The organism is Thiothrix fructosivorans (assembly GCF_017349355.1).
Lineage (GTDB): Bacteria > Pseudomonadota > Gammaproteobacteria > Thiotrichales > Thiotrichaceae > Thiothrix > Thiothrix fructosivorans.
This window is the reverse complement of sequence record NZ_JAFMPM010000008.1, coordinates 145,571-165,798: the sequence shown is the minus strand read 5'-3', so window position 1 is coordinate 165,798 and position 20,228 is coordinate 145,571. Positions and strand designations below refer to the sequence as shown.

The window sequence follows — 20,228 nt, the reverse complement described above, 5'->3', positions numbered from 1 at the left end:
TACTCAGATAAAAACAAGTCATCTGGAGCAACACATGGAACGGATCAGTGCAAACTCACGCGGCGCGTTCACCAATGAATGGCTAGACAGCCGCCACAGTTTCTCGTTTAGCGAATACTATAACCCTGAGCGCATGAATTTTTCATCCCTGCGGGTCATCAATGAAGATTGGGTAGCGGCAAAGGGTGGCTTTCCCCTGCACGGGCATCGTGACATGGAAATCGTCACTTACGTGATGGAAGGCGCATTGTCGCACAAAGACAGCCTCGGCAATGGCAGCACCATCCGCCCCGGTGATGTGCAGCGCATGAGTGCCGGGCGCGGGATTTTGCACTCCGAATTCAACCATTCGGACACGGAAACCGTGCATTTGCTGCAAATCTGGATGCTGCCGACATTCACTGGCATCCAACCCAGTTACGCGCAAGAACATTTCCCGCTGGCACAACGGCGCAATCAGTTGCAACTGTTGGTATCTCCCGATGGGCGCGATGGCTCGTTAAGCATGAATACCGATACAAACTTGTACGCCAGTATTCTGGAAAATGGCGCAACGATCAGCTACGTCAAACCGGACAATCGGGCGGTGTATGTACATATTGCACGCGGACAGCTTCAACTGAATGGCGAGACACTGCAAGCAGGTGATGCCGTCGCTATTCGCACCGAGGTCGAGCTAACCTTTACCACTGCTACAACAGCCGAATTTTTGCTGTTTGATTTGCCCTAATAGAGGAATCGCCATGCAAATACGTAACACCCCATACACCTACGGCTGGGTTTCGATCCTGCTACATTGGGTCATGGCGGTCGCGCTGATCGGCATGTACTTCAGTGGCAATTACATGGTCGATTTGGAATATTACGACAGCTTGTATCACACCTTGCCAAGCCTGCATAAAGCCGTTGGGGTAATCATGGGTAGCTTACTACTGGTACGCTTGGCGTGGCTGTATTCCCAAACACGCCCTTTGCCCAGCATTAGCAACGCCCCCGCCATTACCCATCTGGCAGGCAAACTCGGTCATCTGGCGTTATACGGCTTACTGCTCGTGATGTTGAGCAGCGGCTACCTGATTTCGACAGCGAAAGGGCATGGTATCAATGTCTTCGACCTGTTCGAGCTACCCGCCCTGTTAGCGGCGGACAAAGCACGCGGTGAACTGGCAGGCGATATTCACGCCATTGCCGGAACACTGTTTATATTACTGGTCAGCATCCATGCGCTGGCTGCTTTCATCCACCACTTTTATTGGAAAGACAACACCCTCACCCGTATGTTGGGCAAGGGCTAATCATGCACACCAAGGAAACACTCATGAAAAAAATCATCGCCACCTCACTGCTGACGCTGGGTTTACTGACAGGCAACACCGCACACGCGGAAGACTACACCATCGACACCGAAGGGATGCACGCCTTCATTCAATTCCGCATCAAGCACTTGGGCTATAGCTGGTTGTATGGGCGCTTCGACAAATTCAGCGGCAACTTCAGTTACGACGAGAAAACGCCCGACGCTGCGAAGGTAGAAGTCACCATTGACACCACCAGCGTTAATAGCAACCACGCCGAGCGCGACAAGCACTTAAGCGGTGAAGATTTCTTAGACGTTACCAAATTCCCTGAAGCCAAATTCGTCAGCACCAAATACAGCAGCGGCAAGCTCGAAGGCAATCTGACCCTGCACGGTATTACCAAGCCCATTACAATTGACGTGAAAGAAATCGGTGCAGGCCCTGACCCGTGGGGTGGTTCACGCCGTGGCTTTGAAGGCAGCACCAAGTTTGCCCTAGCCGACTTCGGCATTGAGAAGGATTTGGGGCCAGCCTCCAAAGAAGTCGAAATGATCCTATCAATCGAAGGCGTAAAGAAATAATCCAATCCTTTCTAAGCCCCTCCACCTTCGGGAGAGGGGTTGGGGTGAGGGTCTTTAAAAATCCCGCCCGAAATTAAAATACGCTTCCTGATCCAAGCCCTGAGTTTTGCGCACGCCAATAAACGCAGGACCCACTGGCGTTTCCCCGCCGACAAACACCGAACCTGTTGCCCGCAAATCACCCGGCTTTACATCTGCCGCTTCCTGCCACGCTTGCCGCGCCCCCACGGATGCGCCGACATGCACCTTGGCAATTTGTGGCACTTCCGCCAATTGACGCATGTACGTCAACGAGCCATCCAGCGTGAAATTGCCAATCAACTGATCATTATCCGTAAACGCCAAACGCCCGGTTTGCAGTACCGTGCCCGTGTTATACAACAAACCTTCTTCGTTATTGGCAGTCGCCTCCAGCCGCCCACTCGCAATCAAACGATGCTTTTCTTTGCTCCACACCCGCTCACCTTCCAACTCCACGCGGGAAAAATGGCTATCGCCACCCAAGGCTTTCAAGCCGTGCGTATACGCCGCCTTCACCCGTCCGCCAGTGGTGGGGAAATTCACCGAATCCAAGGTATCCGCCTGATATTGCACTTTCAGCCCCGCTTCGGTTAGCGAATCCCCCGGTAAGGTAAGCGTTCCCGTCTTCACCTCCGGTTCTATGCGCTGGTAAAACACGCCCGCTCGCGCTTCAGCACTATCGCCCAACGCCCGCCCGACATCGAGTTGCGCACCCGCTTCGGTCGCCCGCAATTCGGCGACTTGCTGCGCATCACTCACGATGCTGGCATCCCGTTCCTGATACCACGCACGCGGCGCAATAAACGTCGCATTATTATCCTGTAACGGGTGATGCAATTCCGCCGATCCAAGGATGCGTTCCCCAATCACACCTTGCAGCCGTAATTCCGTACCCTTATCCGTCAAGCCCTGCCGCACGTATTTCACCCCTGCCTGATACCCCGTATCACCATTGAAATCATCGCTCAATGCAAACCCGGCACTGACGCGCTGATCTCCCTGCGCTGCCTTACGCGCCATCACATTGAGGTCATAATCACCATCGCTACGTTGCGTCAGGTGATAATCCACCAAACTGAAATACCCCAAGCTGTAAACGCGATCCAACCCTGCTTGCAAACGCTGGTCGTCCAACACATCGCCCGCCTGAATACCGAGTTTTTCCTGCACCAAGGTATCGCGCAGAGATGACTCATTTTCAAGCTGTACCCGTGCCACACGAATCGGGGTATCTTTAAGGTGCGCTTGTGTCTGTCGAGGTATCGTTCCTGCAGGCAGTGCGAGTTCTTTTAATGCTGCCAACTGTGCTTGCGCCCCTTGCACCCCACGCGGAATGGTTTCCGCCACCCGATCAAACGCCAAATTGCCAATATCGCCCACGGGCGGCTCGATCAAAATATGCTTGCCGGTACGCATCAACGCCAACTGGCTGGCGCTACTTTTGCGCATCAATAAATCCATCGACTGCAAGCTAATATCCAGCGCCGAATCTAATGTGCGGTTGGTTTCCGGTGGAATACTGGACACAATGACAATATCCGCCCCCATCTGCTTAGCCAAATCCACCGGCAAATTATTCGACACCAAGCCATCCACCAGCAAACGGTTGTCGATAGTAACCGGCGCAAACAACCCCGGAATCGACATACTCGCCCGTACTGCTGTCGCCAGATTACCCTGCTTCAATGTCACCGCCGCGCCCGTGCGAATATCCGTCGCCACCGCCCGAAACGGAATCGGCAACAGGTCAAAATTACTCACCCGCTCCACTGGTTTCAGCAAACGCCGCAATTCAAACATCAGGCGTTGTCCGTCAATCAAGCCACTGGGCAATTTCACCCCGTCTTTAGACACGCCAACGCTGAACGCACTGAAAAAGTCCGCACTTTGCTGTTTTTGTTGGTAAGACTTGATTTCGTGGGAGGGGTCATCGCGGAACAAGCTGATCCAATCCAGATCGTGCACCACCTTCTCGATTTCGGCGGCACTCATACCGGAGGCATACAAACTGCCAATAATCGCCCCCATGCTATTGCCCGCAATCACATCAATGGGAATGTTATTGGCTTCCAAGACTTTCAGCACTCCAACGTGGGCGACACCGGCAGCACCACCGCCACCGAGTACCAGACCAATTTTGGGGCGATGCGGGGTTTCGGCTGCGTTAGCCTTCGAGAGACTCAACACCAAGCACAGTGCGACAAGGGATTTCAAAAACATAATCTAAGCTCAGGGGAGCGTGATCGGAGAAGCGTTCATCCTTATAAATCGCCGCCGCGCTCACCTTGCCCTTCAGTGATGGCGAAAGAATCTGGTAATCAATCCGCCAGCCAACGTTTTTTGCCCACGCCTGCCCACGATTCGACCACCACGTATACTGCTCGGCTGCCTGATTCACTTCACGGAAACCATCCACGAACTCCAATTCATGGAACAGCTTATCCAACCAAGCGCGTTCGTCTGGCAAGAAACCGGAGTTTTTCAGGTTGCCTTTCCAGTTTTTAATGTCAATATTTTGATGCGCAATGTTCCAATCGCCGCAAATCACTACATCCCGCCCATCCGCTTTCATTTGCACCAAATGTGGCAGAAAGTAATCCATGCAACGGTATTTAGCCTGCTGACGCTCTTCCCCAGATGAACCTGACGGCAAATATAAGGAAATCACGCTAAGATTGCCGAAACGCGCTTCAATGTAACGCCCTTCCGCATCAAATTCAGCGCACCCCATCCCCCTAATCACCGTATCCGGCTCAGTACGGGCATAAATTGCCACCCCACTATAACCCTTTTTTTCAGCATCATGGTAATAGCAGTAATAGCCTTCAGGAAAAAACACGGCGCGGTCGGCTTCCAACTGGTGGATTTGCGCCTTGGTTTCTTGGATGCACACGACATCCGCCTGCTGCTGCTTCATCCAATCGAAGAAGCCTTTTTTCGCAGCAGAACGGATGCCGTTGGTATTAGCGGAGATAATTCTCATGCCGCCTCAGAAACACCCGCAGGGAAGCCGCACACCAGCACTTCCAGCAGCGCTTTTTGGGCGTGCAAGCGATTTTCAGCTTCATCCCAGACCACGCTTTGTGCGCCATCCATCACTTCCGCCGATACTTCCAAACCGCGATACGCAGGCAGGCAGTGCATAAATAGTGCATCCGGTTGTGCCAGTTGCATCATCTCGGTAGTGACTTGGTAGCCAGCAAAGGCTGTCTCACGGATTTTCTTTTCCGCTTCTTGCCCCATACTTGCCCACGTATCGGTAACAACCACTTCCGCACCTTTAGCTGCTTCAATTGGGTCACGGAAAAATGTCACCGAACCTAAGGTTGCCGCAACCATATCCCCATCAGGGTCATAACCTTCGGGGCAAGCCACGTTTAGGTGGAAACCAAACAGTTTCGCTGCTTCCATCCACGAATGGCACATATTATTGCCATCGCCAATCCACGCCACGGTTTTGCCGTTGGGTAAGCCACGCTGTTCGATCCACGTCATCATATCTGCCAGCAATTGGCAGGGGTGATGTTTGTCGGTCAACGCATTAATGACCGGCACGCGGGAATGCGCTGCGAACAGCTCCACTTTTTCCTGCTCGAAGGTGCGAATCATTACCACATCCACCATACGCGAAATCACGCGAGCGGAATCCTCAATCGGCTCACCCCGCCCCAATTGGGTATCGTTCGGTGACAAAAACATCGAATGCCCGCCCAATTGCGTCATCCCTGCTTCAAAGGAAACGCGGGTACGGGTGGACGATTTCTCGAAAATCATTGCTAAGGTGCGTAAATGCAGCGGCTCATGCGCGTCGCCACGTTTCCACATCGCTTTAAGTTCAATGGCTCGCCCAATCAAGCCTATCAGCTCAACCGGGGTAAAATCACTGAGGGTCAGAAAATGTCTGACCGGCGTATTCTTCATGCGTTTCTCTCTCCAACAGCGGGGTGCAAGAATGCCTGCACCAACTCAGTTACCATAGTTATTATTTGGTCGGCTTGTGCCTGCGTAATGATTAATGGCGGTAACAAGCGGATAACATTACCCGCCGTCACGTTGAGCAACAACCCCTGCTCCAAGGCTTGCTTCACCAACTCACCACAATCACGTTCTAACTCTATACCCAGCATTAAACCTTTGCCTCGAATCTCGCGCACCCCTGTCTCACCGGACAGTTTGGTACGGAATTGCGACACGAAGTAATCACCTAACTCCGCCGCTCTAGCGGTCAGATTTTCTTGTTCCATAACAGCAATAACGGCACGCGCCGCACGACACGCCAGCGGATTGCCACCAAAAGTAGAGCCATGATTACCGGGGCCGAAGACGTTGGCTGCTTTGCCACCCGCTAAACACGCGCCAATCGGCACGCCGTTGCCCAAGGCTTTTGCCAAGGTCATCACATCCGGCTGAATGCCGGTGTGCTGGAACGCAAACCACTTGCCAGTACGCGCCATGCCGGATTGGATTTCATCCACCATCAGCAACCAGTCGTTGGCATCACAAATGGCGCGTAAACGCGGCAAGTAATCATCCGCCGGAATCCGAATTCCGCCTTCGCCCTGCACTGGCTCGACCAAGACTGCCACGATATTGGCATTACCAGCCAACGCCGCAACCGCATCGGCATCACCGTATTCGACGCGCACAAACCCTTCCACCAACGGGGCAAAACCTAATTGTGCTTTCGGATTGCCCGTCGCGGTCACAGTTGCCATCGTGCGCCCGTGAAACGCATTGCTCATCACGATAATGGTCGGGATTGCCACGCCTTTATTGTGACCGTACAAACGGGCAATCTTGATCGCCGCTTCATTCGCTTCCGCGCCAGAATTGCCAAAAAACACGTTATCGAAACCCGATAGCGCACACAGCTTTTCCGCCAAGGCTTGTTGGTGTTCGATCTGATACAGATTCGAGGTATGCAGCAATTCATGTGCCTGCGCACAAATAGCGTCCGCGACTTCGCGTCGTGCATGACCCACGTTACAAACGGAAATGCCGCTCAGGGCATCCAAGTATTGTTTGCCTGCGGTATCCCACAGGAGAGCACCTTCGCCTTTCGCGAAAGTGACGGGCAAACGTGCATACGTCGGCATTACTGCATTGGTCACGGCAAAACCTCCAAAAAATCCGCCACAACAGCCATAAATGCGAAAGGCAGCCAAAACAGGCTGCCTTTGCGAGAAAGCGAAAGACTATAGGCAATCACTCTTTGCTTGTCAATCACCAAATTAGTGCGTTGTCAAGGGGTTTCTAACATACCCTGATCAGGAGGTATTAGTGGCGCGAATACAAGCAATGATTCAACGCCAATACCGCCAACAGCAATAACGCCGCTACCAAAGTATGTGAGGTTGCCACCACCAATGGCAACGCAAACACCACTCAGCATTCCCAGCGTTCCGGCTGCATAGCGATGAATGTAGCGAGTGTCATCGGTATTTATCCCTTATGGTGATAGCATGTATTGTATGCCTGAATGACTTACACCGGAGAGACACCCTTGAAAAAAACGCCCATCCTCATTGCCCTGTTTGCTTTTGTTGTCGGCATTATTACCGCGCAATACCTACTCAGTGCCAAACCCAGCCCTAGCCCCGCTAGCGTCCAGACGGGTACACGCGTTCCAGTGGTAGCAGGCACATTCGGTGGCGATTTCACCCTCACCCAACAGGGCAAACCCGTTAAATTAAGCGATTTTCAAGATAAAGTGGTCATGGTGTATTTCGGTTACAGCTCATGCCCAGACATTTGCCCCACCAGCTTAGCGATCATCAGCGCAGGGCTAAAAACGTTGACGGCAGAGGAATTGGCACAAGTGCAGCCGATCTTTATCAGTGTTGACCCAGAGCGCGATGGGGGCGATACCCTGATGAACTACGCACAACACTTTCACCCCAACCTCATCGGCATTACCGGCACAGCGGCAGAGGTGCAGCAAGCGACGCGTCAATACGGCGCATTTTACGCCAAAGTGCCCAGCAAATCGGCGATGGGGTATTTGGTGGATCACACCTCGAACACGTATTTGATCAGCAAGGCAGGTAAGTTTGTGACCATCCTGCCGCATAACATGACACCAGCGACGGTGGCAGAGAGCATTCGTCAAGAATTACAATAACGCGCCCCCAAACGCAAAAAGCCGAGACAAGCTCGACTTTTTGCCTTCAACAACGCGGAAATTACGCAGCGAAATTCGCGGCAGCAAACTCCCAGTTCGCCAGATTGTTGAGGAAGGTCTCAACGAATTTAGGACGCAGGTTGCGGTAGTCGATGTAGTACGCATGTTCCCACACGTCTACGCACAGCAGGGCTGTATCGCCAGTAGTCAACGGTGTGCCAGCCGCGCCCATGTTCACGATGTCTACAGAACCGTCAGCTTTCTTGACCAACCAAGTCCACGCAGAACCGAAGTTACCCACGGCAGAAGCGGTGAATGCAGTTTTGAAGGCGTCGAAAGAACCCCATTTCGCATCAATGGCATCAGCCAGTGCGCCTGTTGGTGCGCCGCCGCCGTTAGGAGATAGGCAGTTCCAGAAGAAGGTGTGGTTCCAAACCTGTGCTGCGTTATTGTAAACGCCACCAGCCGGTGCGGATTTCACGATCTCTTCCAAACTCATGCTTTCAAACTGAGTACCCGGAATCAGGTTGTTCAGGTTGGTCACGTAAGCGTTGTGGTGCTTGTCGTGGTGAAATTCCAGCGTTTCAGCCGACATGTGTGGAACGAGTGCGTCTTTCGCGAAAGGCAGTTCTGGCAGGGTATGAGCCATGTGTCGTTACTCCTCTAATGGTTAGGATTTATGTACAGCGCGTAAGATAGGGCATTTTGGGCGTGCGGCGCAATAAGCCCGTGTTCACTGAGTGGATTGTCATCGTCGTGTCATTGATAACCTGACATCTCCAAATACCCTTGCCCCAGCAACTTGCCGTTGTCAGCATCCACCACCCGCACCGCGCCTTCCCAGTACGTAATCCCCGTCTCCATCAACTGATCATCCACCACCGCTTCAATTCGCCAGCGTTTTCCTTGCTGCCGCAAAGACATCTCCCACGCCACCGGATAACGCGCTCCACTTGCCGCCTGCCAATAACGCAACGGTTTCAGCTTTACATCATCACTGGCAAGCGTTTGCGCCGCACCCTCCGGCAACACCCACTTCCCCGCACTGTGCGCATCCGTTTCCCCGGACTTTTTGCGCAAACGGTAAAACATCACCTCATGCCCATCGTGCAATTGCAGCGAAAACCAATCCCACCCCGCCTGATCCGTCCCCAGCGCACTGGTACTCCATTCCCGATCCAACCACGATTCGCCCGTCACGGTGAAACGCTGCCCATCGCGGTAAATTTCCCCCAACGTCTGCAAGCGCGTCAGCGAGTAATAATACGAGGCATTGCCCACCTCGCTGCTTTTCTGGCTCAATCCCTGATCACCTTGCAACACTGGCGGCTTTTGCGGGCGCAATTGCAAATTCAGCGTGAAATCTTTGGCCTTCACCGCAATCGCCCACGGAAATTCTCCCGCACCGTCGCCCACCATCTGCCAATCTTCCAACCACACACGGAAAGGTTGCACGGATTGCCCCGCCAACCCAGCCGCACCCCGCGCCAACCGCTGCTCATGCAAGTGCTCACCCGCTTGTACATCCGTCAACGCCACATGCGCCATCCACACCTGATTACTTGCCCACGGTGAAACACTCACGGGCTTATCCGGCGTTAATGCAATCCGAAACCACGTCACCTGATAGCCGAACTGCCGCCCGTCATCGGTTTGCACATTGCCCGTCACATACCACCATTCGTTACGAAAATCGGGATGCGCCGCGTGATCTTGCGGAAACTGAAAAGCGCGTGGCGCAAGCACACGGGTGAACCGCGCATCCGCCACCCCACCCAATGCCGCATTCAAATCAAACGCATCCGGCTCTGGCGCTTTGCTACACCCCATCAACACCACCACCAACAACAACCCCAACCACCATTTACCGTGCATCCAACCCCTCCCGCACCGAGGCTCGCCCCATGCGCCGCACCGGATAAAGACTTGCCAGCAACGCCGCGACCAACGCCAGTGCAACCGCCTGCAAGGGCACAAACACGAACACATGCGTTTGCATCGTCCACCCAAACGAACGCTGGTTAATAATCTCGATCAACACCACCGACAGCAACCACCCCAGCGGCAACGATAACAGCCCCGCCAGCAACCCAATCAACGCCGCCTGCCCCAGCACCAAGCGCTGCAATTGCTGCGGCGTAAATCCGGTCGCCCGCAAAATCGCAAACTCACGCCCCTTTTCCAAAAACAACGCCATCAACGCACTGAACACGCCCACGAACGCCACAATAATCACCAGCAGCCGCAACACATTGGTAATCGCAAACGTCCGGTCAAACACCTGCAAGGAAAACTCGCGAATATCCCGGTTAGAACGCACCACCAACGGCTGCCCCGCCTGCTGCAATTCACCCGCCCAGATTTGCAATTGCCGCTTCAGCCCCGCCACATCCGCTCCCGCCGCCGCTTGCAACCCAATCGACGAAATCCCCCGATCCGCCCAATAACGCTCGTACAACCCACGCGGCAACACCACCATGCCCTGCGTTGCACTGTAATCGCGAAACACCCCCAACACCGGCAAATTCACCTTGCCCGCCACTTCCGTCGTCACCTGCACTGTATCACCGCGCCGCTTGCCCCGATGATACGCAAACGGCTCAGACACCAGCAGCCCTTCGCCCGCCAGAAACCGCCGCCAAATCGCCGCCGCATCCCCCTCCAAAAACGCAAACCCGCGCCCGCTATGACGACTCGGCTGCAACACCAACGCAGGCATCGGAAAATCTTCCACCGTCAACCGCGTCGTGCGCCCCGTACTCACCGCCTCAACACCAGCCAACCCTTGCACCCGTGCCAACCAATCGGGATGCAATGAACCATCCACCCGCGACGCCTCCTGCGAAGTCGCCGACACATACAAATCGCTGGCAAGCGTCATTTCCAGCCATTCCGCCACACTCGCCCGAAACGAGCCGATCATAATGCTCACGCCCACCGTTGCCGACACCGCCACGGTCAGCGCAATAATCGCCAAGCTGGTACGGCTCAAACTCGCCTGCACCCCGCGTATCGCCATACGCGGCAACAAACTCAACCGCAACCGTTGCAAACCGTGCAACGCCACGCGCAATACCAGCGGCACACCCAAGCTATACCCCACAATCAGCAAAAACAGTCCGAAAAACCCCGTCACCAACTGCTTACCGGAATAGCCAATCAACCCCGCACTCGCCAACATCAACACCACGCCTACCACCGCCAAGCCCGTCCCCCTACGCTGATTGCCCTGTTCCAACGTCGATTGCCGTTGCACTTGCACCGGCGACACCTGCGCCGCTTCCCACGCAGGCGCTAACGTTGCCACCAATACCGCTAGCAAAGTAATGCCCACGCCTTTCAGCAATACCGCCGGAGTCAGCAACAAATCCGTCGCCCGCACACTCACGTACAAATCGCTGATGGTTTGTGTCACCAACACCAGCAAGCCCTGCCCCAGCAATACGCCGAGCAGCACACCCAACACGCTACCGACCACCCCCAACACCAAAGCTTCCAGCAACAAATGGCGGAACAACTGCCCACCCGTTACCCCGACCATGCGCCCAATCGCAAACGCCTGCCGCCGCTGCAATACCGAAAACGTCATGGTGTTGTAGACCAAAAACGCCCCCACCAGCATCGCCAGCAAACTCATTGCCAGCAAATTGGTGCTAAACGCTTGCGTCATCTGGGTGAACACTTGTTGGCGGGAATCAAAGGATTCGAGTTTGAGGGTCGGCGGCAGGCGGGCTTGAAGTTCAGCGGCTCGCGCTTCCGTTAACTTGAGTTGGATGCGCGTTAAACCGGGCGAATCACCTTGCACCGTGGCAATATCCGCCACCCATAACTCATCACTGATTTTCACCTGCGCCCCCCGCTCAGTCAGCAAGCGCTTGACCTCAGCAGCGGCAATGTTCACCCCAGCGGCTTGCTGCAACGGCGCGGCAAACGGGTCAATCCCCAGCAGCGTATATTGCACACCGTCGCGCACCAGCGTCTTTTCCACCACGGGCGCAGACTCCCGATACCCCCATTCCACCCGTAACTGCCGGTAAAAGTCGTCGGGAACAGTGCCACGCACCGCAGTGATGTCATGCGTCATCGTGCCGGAGAGCACATTTACCGAGGCACGAAACGATTGCCCCGCGCTTTGATTCGCCAAATCCACCGCAATAATCACCGCCGTACCCAGCGCAATGCTCAACAGGGTCAGCCACAACTGCCAAGGATGCCGGGTGAAAAAGCGCCAACTGGAACGTACCAGCAAGGTATTACTCACGTTACAACCCGCATACACCGCCCTCGTACACATCCATCACCGCTTTCAGTTCGCGGTAAATGTAATCACGTTCATCAACACTAAACGCCGCCACGCGCTCCGGTACATCACCTTTTTCCAAGGCGTACAACAACTTATTCACTTGGATACAGCCCAGACTCGCCAGCACATCCACCTCCGCGTCCAGCCGGTGCGTATCGAGTGTTTGCACCGCGCACGCCACTTCAGACGCAATGCTGCTATTATCACCAAACCAAAAATCCAAGCCTTTGGACAGAAACTCGTCGTAACTCAGGTAATGCGAACCGTCACACGAGAAATTCAGCCCCACCGTGCCATTCACAATATTTAACGAAGCCGAACGCAAGTAAATGGTTTCATCCGCAAACCGCAAGGCTTTTAATTGCTTCAAAACCCTGCCCACATGTAATTGATCACATCCCCACCCCTTGCGGTAAAGCGGGCAGGGCAAAGCCAGCGCGGGCAGCGGTAATAACACTGGCAAGATAAGCCAAGGCAGACTGTCCACGTTTGCGGCAAGTACCGATGATGCTGGCCAGCATGGCAAACGCACGGCTCCCCGTAGCACTCTTTGTGCCATGGTTGGTTTTGCGCAGGATCACCCAATGGCGCAACGCCCGCTCAGCCTCATTATTGGTCAAGGGAAGCCACGGGTGGTCAAGGATTCGGAAAATGGCATCCCAATCATTGATGAACTCTTTCGCCAGTGCCGCCGTCTTGTCATGGGCAGATACGGCATGGATCAAGCATAATGCCCTGAATTCCAGGAGTTTTGCCTGATGGCGTTGACGGATCACGTCGGTTTGCGTCCCCACCGTGCCGCCTGCTGCCCGCCAAGCGTAAATGTCGTCCTGTAATACCCTCAGCCAAGCGAGGGTGAAGTTGCCAAACGTCCGCCCGTCTTTGTCCAGTGATTCTGCCAGCCCACGGGCTTTGCGGATCAGGTGCGCCCAGCAACGCAAGCGTTTGGGGTGGTGGCGGTAAGCGGCATAGCCATCACTCATCAGCCAGCCCCAAAGTGGGGGCTAATCACGTTGTCGAGCATTTCAATGGTGCGCTGCCCTACGTAGAAACAAACGCTGAGGGTGGTGACGAATGTCCATAGCCACAGGGCTTCGCCACGCTCTTTCCAAGAGGTTTCATCAATATACAGCACCCCGCCGTCAGCGGTGGCTTCTGCCAACAGCCCTTCCACCAAGGCATCTTCCAATGGAGAAGCACTCGCGGCTGCTTCCTCAAAACATTGCTGCAACACCCCGACACTTAGGGGAATGCCCAACACCTCCCGCAACAGTTCTTGTGTGCCACGCAGTGACAAGCGTGAGCGCAGCCGTAGGTGGACAATAAGTGCCGCCAGATTGCCCCCAATCAGCCGCCACTCGCCCACATCAACCTCCGGGTATAACGGGTCGGGAGCTTGGCGATGCGGGATATGGCGGCTCACATGACCGCAGGTGCATACGCTATCGTGAAGGTGGTGGCGGGTGGTGATGACGGTCAGTCCGGGGTTCCCATCCGTGCCAAACTGGATGTCCACACTGTCATAGGCGGTATAAATACGGGAGACAGCCGCATCCAGGGACCTGCCACAGGCTTCACATCGGCTGGGGTAATGGTGTTCGTCTGCATTGATGGGCGGATGCCATACCCGACCATAACCCGGTGCGCCGGGTTGTTTACCCGCTTTGCGTTTGGCTGGTTGGGCTGGCTTTGTGCCCGCCACAGCTTCTGGTTCCGGGGTTGGCTTTCCTCTGGCTGCACCCACCCCTTCTGTTTCGGGCAAAGCCACCGTTTTGGGTGACGTTTCCCACGGGAAACCGCTGCTGGGTGGTTTGGAGGAGTTGTTGGAGTTTTGGTTGATCTGTTCCCGCGCTTCTTTCAGGTCATGCAACAACTTGGTCGACAGGTGCAGCAGTTCCTCCGGCGTGAGCTTGGCAAGGTACTGGCTGTTAAGCTGTTTGAGGCTGTGGTCTTTCAGTTGTTGGGTCATCGGGGGAGTGTCGCAAATTTAGTGCGTTTGGGTAAGGGGGGACTGTTCAGTTACGCCCACATCCGCAGGCGGCACAATCGCCCGCTCAAAATACGGGCGACGCGGGTAAGCCAAGCAAATATTCGGGTCGATCAAGTCTTCATTGGTCAGAATGCGGTATACATACGGATCGTCGCGATGCCAAATCGTGGTACGGCTGCTGGAAAAATGAATCTGAAAATGGTGCACACCCTGATCCAGAATCAGTGCCTCATGCACCGACAGCACCACGTCAATGTGCCGATCCATCACGCTTTCCGCACGCTGTTGCGCAAACAAACCGCTACGAATCGCCGGATCGCCCTTGATTTGCCGCCACTGACTCGGCTCTTCGTAAATCACGTCCGAATGCGGCAATTCGCGCAAGTCGTAATCCACGCCCAAAAACCCGACGCGCTGCCCATTCCCATCCCAAATGCTTTGAATCGCCGTAATCGACGGGCGCTTTTTATTGCGGCTGATGTAGGCTTCCGACAAGTTAAAGTCGATGCTGGCATCCTGCATGTGCTTCATGTACGGACGTTCCGAACGGTCACGCCCGCGCCCTTCGGGGTCTGCCCCGTAACGGTTGACCGTGGAACTGAGTTGCACCCCGTGCGCATCCAGCACGTACACGTACTTGCAGTAATCCAACGCCCGAAAAGCTTTACGCAAGCATTCATCTAGGCGTTCAGCGTCATCCATTTGCGGCAAGATTCTGCCTGCGTACTCGTTGAGCGCGTTGCCTAATAAATCCGTGAGCAAGGCACGGTGTGAGTTAATCGAATGTTGTAGTGATTTCGCCATAAATACCCTCGTTAATGCCACCATCTACCATCACCAAAATACGCCCCGCCCGTTCTGCCACGGTGCGACTGTGCGTCACCACCAGCAAGGTTTGTTGTGCCGCATCTGCCAATGAAAACAGCAAATCCAACACCAATGCGCCGGTTTTCGCATCCAGATTGCCGGTAGGCTCATCCGCCAGCACCAACGCGGGTTGGTGAATCAAGGCACGCGCAATCGCTACGCGCTGCTGTTCCCCGCCGGACAATTGATCGGGAAACGCTGCGCCGCGTGTCGGCAATTGCACCGCTTCCAACCAATAGCGCAAGCGTTGCTGCTGCTCATCTGCTGTAATACCCAACAATGCCAGCGGCAAAATGATGTTTTCCGCCACCGTCAATGTGGGAATAAGGTTGAACTGCTGGTAAATGAACCCAATGTGTTGGCGGCGAAACAGCGTCAGTTCCGGCTCACGCAAGCGCGAAAAGAGCTTACCGGCGAGCTGAATTTCACCGCTGGCGGGAACATCAATTCCCCCCAACAGGTTCAACAGCGTAGACTTACCCGAACCGCTGCTGCCCACCAGCGCAACGTGTTCGCCCGCTTGCAAGCTCAGGCTGACATCGCGCAGCACCGTGTGTTCGCGACCGGCTTCGGGGTAAGCGTAATGAAGATGCGTTGCTTGTAACAACATAACAATCCTGTGGTCGAAACGGCAGGTGTAACACGGAACACCCGTAGCGGTAAAATACCTGTAACTTTCTGCTATTCTCCCCACATCCACAACCAACTGGAACTTAAGATGAGCGGAATCACAAAATGGATCATTGGCGGTGTGCTGGTCATCCTCGCCCTGCTGGGCATCAAAAGCCTGTTTGCCCCCAATCCGGCAGAACAAGCGCCGAGTGCGCAAGGTTGGGAGCAACCGCTGGTCATGCCGAATGCTAACCTGCCTTCCGCAGACAATATTGACTCCAGCCGTTTCACGCGCCCGCTGAACGACAAACCCGAAGAAGACAACACCAAGGTTGAATTGGTCGGCGAACCCGATGCCCCGGCAGAAAAACCCACACCTGCCACGCCACCACGCACTCCAGCCGCAACGCCTGCGCCGGTAGCAACAAAACCGATTACGCCCCCAGCAGCAGTGCCCGAACCCCCTGCGGCGGAAGTCACCGCTACGCCCACACCCGCCCCTGTCGCGCCTGCGCCCGTCGCTGTCAACAATACCGGTACACTGGAAATCATGGCGCAAACCGAAAGCGGCAAGCCCCTCAAGGCGAATGTGTACATACAGCAAAGCAACGGCGCGAATCTCGACAAAGCCACCTACACCAATAAAGCCGTATTTGCCCTGAAACCCGGCAAATACAAAATCACAGTACGCGCCGAAGGTTACGCCAGCGTGTCACGCAATATCAGCGTACCGCAAGGCGCGGTGGTCAACGAGATATTCCCTTTACCAGCGATTGTGGCAACTGCACCCGCAGCACCCGTCCCCCAAGCCCCGCCGCCACAAGCTGCACCAGCTCCTGCCCCGCAAAACACGGCGCAACGCGAAGGCAAATTGCGCATCATGGCGCTCTCAGCAGATGACGGCAAACCGATCAAGGTCAATTTCAAGGTCGCAGGCTTGGATGGCGCAGTGCTTGACAGCATTAGCAACGTTTCCAGAGCGGAACTCACTTTGCCCGCGCAAGAAATCGTGGTCAGCTTTGATTTGAACGGCTTTCAAGGGCATAAAGCCTTAACCGTGACACCAGGGCAAATCAGCACGCATACCTTCAATATCCGGGGCGTTAGCGGACAAGCGCAAGCACCGCAAGAACCACCACCGCCAGAAAACATTCCGCCTGCCCAAGTACAGCAACAGCCACAGTCGCCACAACAAACCGTTGAGGAACTGTTGATGCAGAAGTTGCAGGAAGAATTGCAGAAGCATTTAAATAATTAGTAGTGATAACGACACATGGCTATCAGCAAGTCTTCCCCTTCCACCTTGTAGACGAGCCGGTGTTCATCATTGATCCGGCGTGACCAATAACCAGAAAGCCCGTGCCGCAACGGTTCGGGCTTACCAACACCCTCAAACGGATCGCGGGAAATGGCTTTGATCAAATCGTTGATACGTTTGAGAATTTTCTTGTCGGCTTGTTGCCAATGCACGTAATCCTCCCACGCTTTGGATGAAAAGATTATTCGCATTCCAGCAACTCACGCACTTGCCCCTGACCACGCTCCAATTCCGCAATGGATTCCAGCAAGCGGCTGGCATTGGCAGGGCTACGCAATAAATACGCGGTTTCTTCCATCGCTTTGTAATCTTCCAGCGAAATCATCACCACGGCTTGCTCGCGGTTACGGGTAATGATGACGGGTTCGTGGTCTTCGCAAACCCGATCCATCGTTTTGGCGAGATCCGCTCGCACAGCGGTGTAGGAAATAGCGTTCATGGCCAACAAACCTGTACGTGATTATGTACATAAACTATAGGTAAGATGGTCACAGCCTGCAAGTTAAATTCTCAACTTGCGAAAAATCGCTATATTTCTATTCAAAATTGAAAAGCACTTGTGCTATATTTAGACACTCTATAGGGCACAAGTGTGAATGATTCAACGTGACTTAGGGGCTAGCAGTGTCAATCAAATTCGAGTTTTTACCTCATGCTGGTGAGGCAATCTTAATTACGACTGAAGAATTTACTGCATTAGTGGATGGAGGTAGCAGTCATCCATTCAATTCAAGTAAATTCAAAAAAACCAAAAAAAATATACCTGATATTAATATTGCATTAATTACACATATTGACCATGATCATATAAATGGAATACTAAAATTATTAAGCGATAAAAATTTCACCTCAAAGCTTAAGTTCTTAATATTTAATGAGCCAAAAGAAGCAGTTATATTTACTGAAAATATTGACTCTAATTTAGCTAGTGCACCTCAAGCTAATCTAGTTAGCACTTATATCAGAAATCTTCCACACATTGAGCATATTAATAGTTTTCACACAAAAACTGATACATCAAAACTCTTGCCAAATATTAAAAACTCAAAAATAACCATACTATCACCTACTTATCAAGTTCTTTATGAATTAAATAGAGATTGGAAGCTAAAACATCCAGATAAAGATCGAAGATCAGCTACAGAACATAATAGGGATGGAAGTATTGAGCTATTAGCACAACTCCCGTTTGAACCCGATAAGAGCTTACCAAATAAATCAAGCATCGCTTTTATCATTGAACACAACAAAAGAAGTTTCCTTTTATTGGGAGATGCTCACATTGACAAAATCACTGCCGAACTAAAATCTTTAAAAGAAATGGGGCAGCACAATTTGAAATTTGATTTTATAAAGCTATCACATCATGGCAGTAAACATAATATTAATGAAGAGTTTATTGATATGGTTAACACGAATAACTATATCATTTGTAGAAATTCATCATCATCCACTAGTTTTACTTTACCGGATAGAGAAACCATAGCAAAGATGTAATTGATCACATCCCCACCCCTTGCGGTAAAGCGGGCAGGGCAAAGCCAGCGCGGGCAGCGGTAATAACACTGGCAAGATAAGCCAAGGCAGACTGTCCACGTTTGCGGCAAGTACCGATGATGCTGGCCAGCATGGCAAACGCACGGCTCCCCGTAGCACTCTTTGTGCCATGGTTGGTTTTGCGCAGGATCACCCAATGGCGCAACGCCCGCTCAGCCTCATTATTGGTCAAGGGAAGCCACGGGTGGTCAAGGATTCGGAAAATGGCATCCCAATCATTGATGAACTCTTTCGCCAGTGCCGCCGTCTTGTCATGGGCAGATACGGCATGGATCAAGCATAATGCCCTGAATTCCAGGAGTTTTGCCTGATGGCGTTGACGGATCACGTCGGTTTGCGTCCCCACCGTGCCGCCTGCTGCCCGCCAAGCGTAAATGTCGTCCTGTAATACCCTCAGCCAAGCGAGGGTGAAGTTGCCAAACGTCCGCCCGTCTTTGTCCAGTGATTCTGCCAGCCCACGGGCTTTGCGGATCAGGTGCGCCCAGCAACGCAAGCGTTTGGGGTGGTGGCGGTAAGCGGCATAGCCATCACTCATCAGCCAGCCCCCAAAGTGGGGGCTAATCACGTTGTCGAGCATTTCAATGGTGCGCTGCCCTACGTAGAAACAAACGCTGAGGGTGGTGACGAATGTCCATAGCCACAGGGCTTCGCCACGCTCTTTCCAAGAGGTTTCATCAATATACAGCACCCCGCCGTCAGCGGTGGCTTCTGCCAACAGCCCTTCCACCAAGGCATCTTCCAATGGAGAAGCACTCGCGGCTGCTTCCTCAAAACATTGCTGCAACACCCCGACACTTAGGGGAATGCCCAACACCTCCCGCAACAGTTCTTGTGTGCCACGCAGTGACAAGCGTGAGCGCAGCCGTAGGTGGACAATAAGTGCCGCCAGATTGCCCCCAATCAGCCGCCACTCGCCCACATCAACCTCCGGGTATAACGGGTCGGGAGCTTGGCGATGCGGGATATGGCGGCTCACATGACCGCAGGTGCATACGCTATCGTGAAGGTGGTGGCGGGTGGTGATGACGGTCAGTCCGGGGTTCCCATCCGTGCCAAACTGGATGTCCACACTGTCATAGGCGGTATAAATACGGGAGACAGCCGCATCCAGGGACCTGCCACAGGCTTCACATCGGCTGGGGTAATGGTGTTCGTCTGCATTGATGGGCGGATGCCATACCCGACCATAACCCGGTGCGCCGGGTTGTTTACCCGCTTTGCGTTTGGCTGGTTGGGCTGGCTTTGTGCCCGCCACAGCTTCTGGTTCCGGGGTTGGCTTTCCTCTGGCTGCACCCACCCCTTCTGTTTCGGGCAAAGCCACCGTTTTGGGTGACGTTTCCCACGGGAAACCGCTGCTGGGTGGTTTGGAGGAGTTGTTGGAGTTTTGGTTGATCTGTTCCCGCGCTTCTTTCAGGTCATGCAACAACTTGGTCGACAGGTGCAGCAGTTCCTCCGGCGTGAGCTTGGCAAGGTACTGGCTGTTAAGCTGTTTGAGGCTGTGGTCTTTCAGTTGTTGGGTCATCGGGGGAGTGTCGCAAATTTAGTGCGTTTGGGTAAGGG

The 20,228-nt window shown here is 53.7% G+C and carries 21 protein-coding genes; 6 read left to right on the top strand and 15 right to left on the bottom strand.

Going from position 1 to position 20,228, the window contains the following annotated elements; translation table 11 throughout:
• The first annotated feature begins 34 nt into the window (after window positions 1-34).
• From J1836_RS15100 to J1836_RS15090, 3 genes are read left to right on the top strand one after another with little or no spacing between them, the layout of a single operon-like run.
• Window positions 35-730: a pirin family protein gene (locus J1836_RS15100; RefSeq protein ID WP_207251970.1), complete on the top strand. Its 696-nt coding sequence runs from the start codon at window positions 35-37 to the stop codon at window positions 728-730.
• Between the two features lie 13 nt (window positions 731-743).
• Complete coding sequence (locus J1836_RS15095; RefSeq protein ID WP_207251969.1) at window positions 744-1,295, top strand: cytochrome b; 552 nt, start codon at window positions 744-746, stop codon at window positions 1,293-1,295.
• 23 nt (window positions 1,296-1,318) lie between these two features.
• A complete protein-coding gene (locus J1836_RS15090) occupies window positions 1,319-1,879 on the top strand; it encodes a YceI family protein (RefSeq protein ID WP_207251968.1) in 561 nt (186 codons plus the stop codon).
• Between the two features lie 54 nt (window positions 1,880-1,933).
• Here J1836_RS15090 and J1836_RS15085 read toward each other — a convergent pair whose 3' ends face one another.
• From J1836_RS15085 to J1836_RS15070, 4 genes are read right to left on the bottom strand one after another with little or no spacing between them, the layout of a single operon-like run.
• Window positions 1,934-4,120: a patatin-like phospholipase family protein gene (locus tag J1836_RS15085; RefSeq protein ID WP_207251967.1), complete on the bottom strand. Its 2,187-nt coding sequence runs from the start codon at window positions 4,118-4,120 to the stop codon at window positions 1,934-1,936.
• Window positions 4,065-4,883: an exodeoxyribonuclease III gene (locus tag J1836_RS15080; protein ID WP_207251966.1), complete on the bottom strand. Its 819-nt coding sequence runs from the start codon at window positions 4,881-4,883 to the stop codon at window positions 4,065-4,067. The genes J1836_RS15085 and J1836_RS15080 overlap by 56 nt, the downstream gene beginning before the upstream one ends.
• Window positions 4,880-5,821, bottom strand: a complete 942-nt coding sequence (gene argF, locus J1836_RS15075; RefSeq protein ID WP_207251965.1) for an ornithine carbamoyltransferase — start codon at window positions 5,819-5,821, stop codon at window positions 4,880-4,882. The genes J1836_RS15080 and argF overlap by 4 nt, the downstream gene beginning before the upstream one ends.
• Complete coding sequence (locus J1836_RS15070) at window positions 5,818-7,011, bottom strand: aspartate aminotransferase family protein (protein ID WP_242632871.1); 1,194 nt, start codon at window positions 7,009-7,011, stop codon at window positions 5,818-5,820. The genes argF and J1836_RS15070 overlap by 4 nt, the downstream gene beginning before the upstream one ends.
• A gap of 392 nt (window positions 7,012-7,403) precedes the next feature.
• Here J1836_RS15070 and J1836_RS15065 point away from each other — a divergent pair, with 392 nt between their 5' ends.
• Window positions 7,404-8,021, top strand: coding sequence for an SCO family protein (locus tag J1836_RS15065; RefSeq protein WP_207251964.1), 618 nt, complete (start codon window positions 7,404-7,406; stop codon window positions 8,019-8,021).
• A gap of 61 nt (window positions 8,022-8,082) precedes the next feature.
• Here the strand turns inward: J1836_RS15065 and J1836_RS15060 are convergent, their stop codons facing one another.
• The 8 genes from J1836_RS15060 to J1836_RS15030 form a co-directional block, all read right to left on the bottom strand.
• On the bottom strand, window positions 8,083-8,670 hold the full coding sequence (locus J1836_RS15060) for a superoxide dismutase (RefSeq protein WP_207251963.1): 588 nt from the start codon (window positions 8,668-8,670) through the stop codon (window positions 8,083-8,085).
• Window positions 8,671-8,780: 110 nt separating this feature from the next.
• Window positions 8,781-9,896, bottom strand: coding sequence for a lipocalin-like domain-containing protein (locus tag J1836_RS15055; RefSeq protein ID WP_207251962.1), 1,116 nt, complete (start codon window positions 9,894-9,896; stop codon window positions 8,781-8,783).
• Complete coding sequence (locus J1836_RS15050) at window positions 9,886-12,282, bottom strand: FtsX-like permease family protein (protein ID WP_207251961.1); 2,397 nt, start codon at window positions 12,280-12,282, stop codon at window positions 9,886-9,888. The genes J1836_RS15055 and J1836_RS15050 overlap by 11 nt, the downstream gene beginning before the upstream one ends.
• Before the next feature lies 1 nt (window position 12,283).
• A complete protein-coding gene (locus J1836_RS15045) occupies window positions 12,284-12,694 on the bottom strand; it encodes a hypothetical protein (protein ID WP_207251960.1) in 411 nt (136 codons plus the stop codon).
• A 22-nt stretch (window positions 12,695-12,716) separates the two neighbouring features.
• Window positions 12,717-13,307, bottom strand: coding sequence for an IS66 family transposase (locus tag J1836_RS21845; protein ID WP_278189504.1), 591 nt, complete (start codon window positions 13,305-13,307; stop codon window positions 12,717-12,719).
• The gene (locus tag J1836_RS21840) at window positions 13,307-14,293 is read right to left on the bottom strand and encodes an IS66 family transposase (RefSeq protein ID WP_278189503.1); all 987 of its coding nucleotides are present in this window, start codon (window positions 14,291-14,293) and stop codon (window positions 13,307-13,309) included. The genes J1836_RS21845 and J1836_RS21840 overlap by 1 nt, the downstream gene beginning before the upstream one ends.
• Before the next feature lie 18 nt (window positions 14,294-14,311).
• The gene (locus tag J1836_RS15035) at window positions 14,312-15,118 is read right to left on the bottom strand and encodes a PDC sensor domain-containing protein (protein WP_207251959.1); all 807 of its coding nucleotides are present in this window, start codon (window positions 15,116-15,118) and stop codon (window positions 14,312-14,314) included.
• Window positions 15,090-15,791 (bottom strand): ABC transporter ATP-binding protein, encoded by a 702-nt coding sequence (locus J1836_RS15030; RefSeq protein WP_242632870.1) that lies wholly within the window; start codon window positions 15,789-15,791, stop codon window positions 15,090-15,092. Before J1836_RS15030 ends, J1836_RS15035 begins: the two co-directional genes overlap by 29 nt.
• A 108-nt stretch (window positions 15,792-15,899) precedes the next feature.
• Between J1836_RS15030 and J1836_RS15025 the strand changes: the two genes are divergently transcribed.
• Window positions 15,900-17,051, top strand: a complete 1,152-nt coding sequence (locus tag J1836_RS15025; RefSeq protein WP_207251958.1) for a PEGA domain-containing protein — start codon at window positions 15,900-15,902, stop codon at window positions 17,049-17,051.
• Here the strand turns inward: J1836_RS15025 and J1836_RS15020 are convergent.
• Entirely contained in the window at window positions 17,048-17,302 is a 255-nt protein-coding gene (locus tag J1836_RS15020) for a Txe/YoeB family addiction module toxin (protein WP_207251957.1), read from the bottom strand. The genes J1836_RS15025 and J1836_RS15020 overlap by 4 nt on opposite strands.
• Window positions 17,293-17,550 (bottom strand): type II toxin-antitoxin system Phd/YefM family antitoxin, encoded by a 258-nt coding sequence (locus J1836_RS15015; RefSeq protein ID WP_207251956.1) that lies wholly within the window; start codon window positions 17,548-17,550, stop codon window positions 17,293-17,295. Before J1836_RS15015 ends, J1836_RS15020 begins: the two co-directional genes overlap by 10 nt.
• Before the next feature lie 185 nt (window positions 17,551-17,735).
• On the opposite strand from J1836_RS15015, the gene J1836_RS15010 reads away from it, so the two are divergent.
• Entirely contained in the window at window positions 17,736-18,608 is an 873-nt protein-coding gene (locus J1836_RS15010; protein WP_207251955.1) for an MBL fold metallo-hydrolase, read from the top strand.
• 4 nt (window positions 18,609-18,612) lie between these two features.
• Here the strand turns inward: J1836_RS15010 and tnpC are convergent, their stop codons facing one another.
• Window positions 18,613-20,190 (bottom strand): IS66 family transposase, encoded by a 1,578-nt coding sequence (gene tnpC, locus J1836_RS15005; protein WP_242632653.1) that lies wholly within the window; start codon window positions 20,188-20,190, stop codon window positions 18,613-18,615.
• Between the last annotated feature and the right edge of the window lie 38 nt (window positions 20,191-20,228).